This is a genomic window from Edaphobacter sp. (assembly GCF_035763405.1).
Lineage (GTDB): Bacteria > Acidobacteriota > Terriglobia > Terriglobales > Acidobacteriaceae > Edaphobacter.
Genome location: NZ_DASUBE010000132.1, coordinates 1 through 6,611 on the forward strand (window position 1 = coordinate 1; position 6,611 = coordinate 6,611).

At 60.9% G+C, this 6,611-nt stretch carries 8 protein-coding genes; 7 read left to right on the forward strand and 1 reads right to left on the reverse strand.

The annotated features are described in order from the left end of the window. Positions 1 to 229: 229 nt before the first annotated feature. The 5 genes from VFU66_RS12980 to VFU66_RS13000 all read left to right on the forward strand — a co-directional run bounded on the left by VFU66_RS12980 (position 230) and on the right by VFU66_RS13000 (position 4,373). Positions 230 to 844: a flavin reductase family protein gene (locus tag VFU66_RS12980; protein WP_326446688.1), complete on the forward strand. Its 615-nt coding sequence runs from the start codon at positions 230 to 232 to the stop codon at positions 842 to 844. Between the two features lie 71 nt (positions 845 to 915). Further along, on the forward strand, positions 916 to 2,106 hold the full coding sequence (locus VFU66_RS12985; RefSeq protein WP_326446694.1) for an aminotransferase class I/II-fold pyridoxal phosphate-dependent enzyme: 1,191 nt from the start codon (positions 916 to 918) through the stop codon (positions 2,104 to 2,106). A 92-nt stretch (positions 2,107 to 2,198) separates the two neighbouring features. Beyond that, positions 2,199 to 2,783, forward strand: coding sequence for a ribosome recycling factor (gene frr, locus VFU66_RS12990; protein ID WP_326446689.1), 585 nt, complete (start codon positions 2,199 to 2,201; stop codon positions 2,781 to 2,783). 132 nt (positions 2,784 to 2,915) lie between these two features. After that, positions 2,916 to 3,308 carry a PilZ domain-containing protein gene (locus tag VFU66_RS12995; RefSeq protein ID WP_326446690.1) on the forward strand — a complete coding sequence of 131 codons (393 nt, stop codon included), beginning with the start codon at positions 2,916 to 2,918 and terminating at the stop codon, positions 3,306 to 3,308. Positions 3,309 to 3,377: 69 nt separating this feature from the next. After that, the gene (locus tag VFU66_RS13000) at positions 3,378 to 4,373 is read left to right on the forward strand and encodes a cytochrome D1 domain-containing protein (RefSeq protein WP_326446691.1); all 996 of its coding nucleotides are present in this window, start codon (positions 3,378 to 3,380) and stop codon (positions 4,371 to 4,373) included. A 12-nt stretch (positions 4,374 to 4,385) separates the two neighbouring features. On the opposite strand, the gene VFU66_RS13005 is transcribed toward VFU66_RS13000, so the two are convergent. After that, complete coding sequence (locus tag VFU66_RS13005) at positions 4,386 to 4,862, reverse strand: YybH family protein (protein ID WP_326446692.1); 477 nt, start codon at positions 4,860 to 4,862, stop codon at positions 4,386 to 4,388. 67 nt (positions 4,863 to 4,929) lie between these two features. Here VFU66_RS13005 and VFU66_RS13010 point away from each other — a divergent pair, with 67 nt between their 5' ends. Both VFU66_RS13010 and VFU66_RS13015 read left to right on the forward strand, forming a co-directional pair. Then, on the forward strand, positions 4,930 to 5,889 hold the full coding sequence (locus tag VFU66_RS13010; RefSeq protein ID WP_326446695.1) for an alpha/beta hydrolase: 960 nt from the start codon (positions 4,930 to 4,932) through the stop codon (positions 5,887 to 5,889). Between the two features lie 48 nt (positions 5,890 to 5,937). Then, positions 5,938 to 6,234, forward strand: a complete 297-nt coding sequence (locus VFU66_RS13015) for a hypothetical protein (RefSeq protein ID WP_326446693.1) — start codon at positions 5,938 to 5,940, stop codon at positions 6,232 to 6,234. Positions 6,235 to 6,611 lie beyond the last annotated feature (377 nt).

Genomic DNA, 6,611 nt, shown 5'->3' on the forward strand with positions numbered 1-6,611 from the left:
CTTCCCGGAAAAGGCGATCTCCATCGAGCAGGTGCACCGCTATATCGAACACTAACTGCTCGGTATTCTTGCCCTCGTGCTGGGCAATCTGCGCGAGGTGCGATTCCTGTTCGGGAGTGAAGTGAAGCTCCATAGTCATACGGTAGGCACGGCGTAACCTCCTGTCAATGGCACCTCAGCATTCTTCTTTTTGATACGTGCGCTGTCCGTCAAGCATCCAATCGCTGCGATGGAATTCAAGACAATCGAACCTAAGATTCTCTACTTCGGAACTCCAGTGGCTTTGATCAGTTCGCTGAACGAAGACGGCAGCACGAACCTTGCGCCGATGTCGTCGTTCTGGGCGCTGGGCTGGACGCTGATGCTCGGTGTGCTCGATGCGACCAAGACAGCGGAGAACCTGGCGCGGCATCCGGAGTGTGTTGTGAATCTGCCTTCGCCGGATATGTGGCGCGAGGTTGAAAAGCTGGCTCCGCTGACCGGCAAAGACCCGGTGCCTGAGCTGAAGTCGAAGCAGTTCCGTTCCGAATCGCAGAAGTTCGGCGCCGCCGGCCTGACGCCGATGGCGAGTGAAGCCGTGCGTCCTGACCGTGCGCAAGAATGCCCCGTACACATGGAGGCGCGGGTGACGAAGATGCACCGGCTCGAAGGCGAGCGGCTGATGCAGCTTGGCGGAGGCTGGGCGGCCGAGGTCGAGATCGTCCGCGTGCATGTCGCCAGCGACTTTGTGCTTGAAGGCAAGCACGTCGATCCTGCAAAGTGGTCGCCGCTGATCTACAACTTCCGGCATTACTTCCGCCTCGCGGATGAGGAGCTGGGCAAGACGTTCCGCGCAGAGCACTGAGGCTGCGCCACGGTGCCTTCTCTTCGCGGCGGACGTAAGATGGTTGTACGTCGATGGGAGGGCCATTCACGATGGGACACGCCGAAGCGATCGCGACAGGCAGATTGGGTTTGAGCGAGCTTGCGCCGCGCGTGGTGCAGTCGGAGATTCGCGCCATGACGGTCGAGTGCGACCGCGTGGGCGGCGTCAATCTGGCGCAGGGCGTCTGCGACACGGAAGTGCCTGCGGTCGTTGCCGAGGGCGCGATCAAGGCGATCCACGACGGACTTAACATCTACACGCGCCTGGACGGCATCGCGCGGTTGCGGAACGCCATTGCCGCGAAGGTCGAGCGCACGCTTGGCATTAGCGTCGATCCCGACCGTGAGGTGCTCGTCACCAGCGGCACTACCGGGGGCTTCCACGCCGTGGCGATGGCATTGCTCAATCCGGGCGATGAGGCGCTGGTCTTCGAGCCTTTTTATGGTTATCACGCGAACACGCTCCGCTCCGTGCGCGCAATCCCTGTGCCGGTCGCGTTGCAGGAGCCGGATTGGGCACTCAGTCTCGACGCCGTCCGCGCAGCCATTACGCCTCGCACGCGCGCCATGGTCATCAACACTCCCGTGAATCCATGCGGTAAAGTTTTCACCCGAGCGGAGCTTGAGGGTCTCGCGGAGATTGCGCAGGAGTTCGACCTCTTTGTCTTCACCGACGAGATCTACGAGCATTTCATCTACGGCGGCGCGAAGCACATCAGTCCGGCGACCATCCCCGGAATGCGCGAGCGCACGATTGTGATGTCGGGCTTCTCGAAGACGTTCTCGGTGACGGGCTGGCGCGTCGGTTATCTGCTGGCCGATTCGAAGTGGCTCGGCTCTATCGGCTACTTTCACGATCTGCTCTACGTCTGCGCGCCCGCACCGTTCCAGCATGGCTGCGCCGATGGTGTCGAGCAGCTTGGGCCGGAGTTTTATGCGAACCTCGCGCATGACCACGAGGCCAAGCGCACGATGATCGTCGATGCGTTGCGTATTGCAGGCATGACGCCGCATGTTCCTGATGGGGCGTACTACGTGCTTGCCTCCACGGGAGATCTTCCGGGGAACACTGCTGCCGAAAAGGCACGCGCGCTGCTGGCGAAGACCGGCGTCGCCGCAGTCGCAGGCTCTGCCTTCTTCCGTCCTGGCAAAGGCGAAGATCTGCTGCGCTTCTGCTTCGCCAAAAAAGACGCCGACCTGGCGGAGGCGTGCCGCCGCCTGAAGGCGTTCGCACCAAAGTAATCTCTCGTTGCACACCCAATCGTCACTCAGCAGAGACGCCGCAATTTCAGTAGAATTTGCTTTGGCGCAACCGCGCCCAAGGATGACACGGTATGGCATCGGCGATGGCGAGTATCGAGGCGTTGAAGGGAACGCACCGTGAGTTGAAGACCCGCATGGAGAAGTCGGTCGAAGACTTTCGCGGGTATCTGCTCTCGGCCCGGACGGGGCGGGCGAACGTTCACATGCTCGACCACGTGAAGGTGGACTACTACGGCACTGACACGCCGGTGGCGCAGATGGGGCAGGTCTCGACGCCCGAGCCGACAATGATCCTGGTGCAGCCCTACGACATGAGCATGATCGGCGCGATTGAAAAGGCCATCCGCACCTCGGGCAACAACCTGAACCCAATGAGCGATGGCAAGGTCATTCGCGTGCCTGTGCCGCCGATGACCGAGGAGCGGCGCAAGGAAGTGGTCAAGCAGTTGAACAAGACGCTTGAAGACCACAAGACAGCGATTCGCAACATTCGACGCGATGGCAACGATCAGATTAAGAAGGCGGCCAAGGACAAGCTCATCTCCGCCGACGACGAGAAGCGCGCCAACGAAGAGGTGCAGCAGTTGACCGACGCCGAGATCAGGCGGATCGATGAGATGTTCAAGGCCAAGGAAAAAGAGATTATGACCGTGTGATTGCAGTACGAAGAGAATCTGAGGGGTCGGGCCGGCTGCCCGGCCTCTTCGTTTTTGCGGCTCATGTTGGTGCGCACGCTTGCCGATGAAGAGACCAGTCGCTGCAACTTCTGGCGGCAAAGGTTCGCGGGGGTGGCGTTGGAGGCTGACGCGGAGTTCGACGGGCCGGAGCGGCGTGGCGTTACCGGGCAGGCGCTGGTGGAGCGCAGGCAGCATCCACGCTACGCCGTCGATGCCGTGGCCGAGGTGCTGGTGCTTGACGGGTCTGTGCTGTTTCGCGGGCGCGTGCTCGACATCAGCGCGGCCGGCTGCTACATCGAAACCCAGGCGCGTCTGCGGATGCGGCAGAGAACGCCGGTCGAGATGGTCTTCCGCGTGAAGGACAGAGTGCTCCGCGTGCAGGCGACCAGCAGGATGGTTCGTCCGGGCATGGGAGCCGGGTTCCAGTTCGCCGTCATGAACGAGCGAATGCGCGACGAACTGGATGCTCTGATTGCCGAGCTGAGTTCGACCGCTGAGGGCTGAATCGCCGCCATTGAAATTGCTCTTCGCAGACCAGAACCAGCGGGATATACTTCAGTGCCTATGGAAACAATGGCATGGTTTCGTTCGGTGGTAGCGTCTGTCGTTTGTCTTGGCCTGTCTGCGATGGTGAGTGCGCAGCCCGCTCTGCTGGTGGTCAATCAGGGTGACGCGACGGTCAGCGTCGTGGATGCGGCGACGGCGAAGCAGGTGGCAACGATTCACGAGGCAGTCACAGGCGTTCACGCACATGAGGCTGCCGTCTCGCCCGATGGCCGCACGGCGTATCTGCCGGTCTATGGAAGCACGGGCGTAGGCAAACCCGGCATCGACGGTCACGAAATGCTAGTGGTCGATCTGGCCTCGCACACAATCACGCACCGCGTCGATTTCGGCCACAGCGTGCGGCCGCACTGCGCCATCTACAACCGCACGAGTGGACTGCTCTATGTGACGACGGAGTTGGACAACGCTGTCACAGAGATTGACCCGAAGACGCTGAAGATCGTCGGCAAGGTGCCGACCGGGCAGGCTCAGTCGCACATGCTGGCGCTCTCGCGCGACGGAAGGCGGGGTTACACGGCGAACGTCGGGCCAGGAACCGTGTCGGTGCTCGACATGGCTGAGCGCAGGACGATTGCCGTCATTCCGATTTCAGCCAAGACGCAGCGCATCGCGCTTTCGAACGACGACCGGATGGCGTTTACGTCGGACCAGACTCGTCCACGTCTTGCTGTGATCGATACGGCGACGAACAAGGTGAAGGCGTGGGTCGCGCTGCCGGGGCTTGGCTATGGCACGGCACCGACGCCTGATGGCCGCTCGCTGCTGGTGGCCGTGCCCGCTACCGGACAGGTGGCTGTAGTCGATCTTGGCACGCTTAAGGTGGTGCGCACCATCGCAGTGCCCAGCGCGCCGCAGGAGATCCTTGTCCGGCCCGACGGCAAGGTGGCTTACGTCTCCTGCAATACCAGCGGCAAGGTTGCGGCAATCAATCTGGCGGACTGGAAGGTGCAATCGCTGATTGGTGCGGGCCCCGGTGCTGATGGTCTTGCCTGGGCGCGGTAGCTGCTGTGATCGCTATGTCGTGTGGTCGAGGATGATCTTCCAGCCCTGGGTGGTGTTTTCAAAGAGGAGCGAGAAGACGCCGTCGGCGTTGCCGCCGTCTTTTTTGCTGCGGTCCAGGTGGTATTTGCCGATGACGACGGCGTACTTCTCGTCGAGGATGTGCGCCTCAAGCTCGGAGTAGGTCAGGGTACCCATCGCGGTCCTGTTCGGGTAGTCGCGCTTGTAGGCTTCGACCATGCCGTCGTAGCCGCGCGAGACCTCGCGGGAGAGAAAGATGATGTCGGGCGAGTTTTTGTAGCCCTGGGCGAAGCTGTCGAGGTCGCCGCGGTTCCAGGCGTCCTGCTGCTTCAGCAACACTTTGATGACGTCCAGCTCCTGTTGTGATGCGGTGTGCAGTTGCGGCTGCTCGGCAAGCTGCGCGCGGAGCGCGATGGGGGCAAGGAGAACCAGAACGAGCGAGACGGCACGAACAGAGGAGCGGAACCGCATGGCGAACCCTCGAAGTTGAACAGTCTCGAAAAGTGTAACCGGGAACTGTGATGGAGTTGTGCAGAGTATGTGCATCGAGCCGCTCATCTTTGCTGCTGAAAGGTATTACTATGGCTCGGTGCGCACACTCCTTGTTCTTGCTGTTGCTCTTCTGGCCTCCACGCCGTTCGCTTCCGCGCAAAAAGTTACGCTACCGCTGTGGCCGCACGGCGCGCCTGAGCCTTACACCGGCGGGCCGGAGCAGGACATTACCAAGCCGACCGACGCTTTGATTGCCGGCAGGCGGCTGGAACACATTACCAACATCAGCAGGCCGACGCTGGCGTTCTACCCGGCCGAGGCGGCAAAGAACACCGGCGCGGCGGTGGTGGTGTTTCCCGGCGGAGGCTACCAGATTCTCGCTTACGATCTTGAAGGCACGGAAGTCTGCACGTGGCTGAACTCGATCGGCGTCAACTGCGCTCTGGTGAAGTATCGGGTGCCGTTCAAGACGCGTTTTCCTGAGAATACGGCTGATCTGGAAGATGCGCAGCAGGCCATGCGCATCACGCGGGCACACGCGGCGGAGTGGGGCGTTGATCCGCACCGCGTCGGGGTGCTTGGATTCTCGGCGGGTGCGCATCTGGCCGTCGTGCTGTGCAACCATCCTGACTTCAAGCGGACCGGCGAGCCGGAGAACGAGCCGGACGCGCGACCTGACTTTGCGTTCATCATCTATCCTGGCTACCTGACGATTGAGCCCGCGCTCGACAAGCTGGCTCCGGGTATCGACCCCGGTCCGAAGACGCCGCCGACGTTTCTGTTGCAGGCTGAGGATGATTTTGCGCACGTGGAGAACGTGTTGCTCTACTTTCAGGCGCTCAAGGAGACCAAGGTTCCAGCGGAGTTGCACATCTTCTCGCAGGGAGGCCACGGCTACGGCCTGCGGCCCACCGCGCTGCCGATTACGCACTGGCCTGCGCTGGCCGAGACGTGGCTGCATACAATTCATGTCATCGGCGGGGCTGTTCCGTACCATGCAGGGTAATCATGCCGCGCGCCTTCAAGGCGCGTCGCGCGTCCAACGAGGGACATTATGAAAAACTTCTTCTTTCTCTGCCTCCAGTTCATTCTCTTCCTGATCGTCTTTGCGGCGGGGTCGCTGTTTCCTCCGTTTCACATGGAGCACGTGCTGACAGCCACGCCTTCGTACACTCACATCTTTGTGGCGGATGGGCTGGTGCTGATGGTTGTGCTCTATGTGCTGATCGTCATCCTGGAGGCGGTGAGGAAACATATCCGCTCGGCGCTTCCCTGGACGACCCTCGCGTTGGTGCTTGCTGTGGTGCTGGGGCTGTATATGAAGTTCGGGTTCATTACGCACCAGATTTAGGCTGTCGGGAGAGGTCGACCCCCCTCCCCCTATTAAGTACTCAAAATCCTTCAAACATTGGACTTAGGTCTGGACTATCCCCCCCGGGGCGCCTCGGCGCTGGGGTATTTTCCCTGAGCTGTCATTCGGTGCGCCGCGAAGCAAAACGCAGATTCCCTTCGGGAATGACAAACAAAAAGAGGCGGTCGTTATTTTGCTCTATGGAAGGTCTGATTAAGTCCGCGAAGATTCCCTCAGGGGCTAAAGAGGGTGCTGAAAAAGTGTCTCGCCGGGAAGAAAGCGTACCTCAGCGGCTAAAGCCGCGTTGATTTTGCAGCGTTAGCGGCACGGCTGAAGCCGTGCCCTTAAGCAAAACTGACTTTTTCAGCACCCTCTAA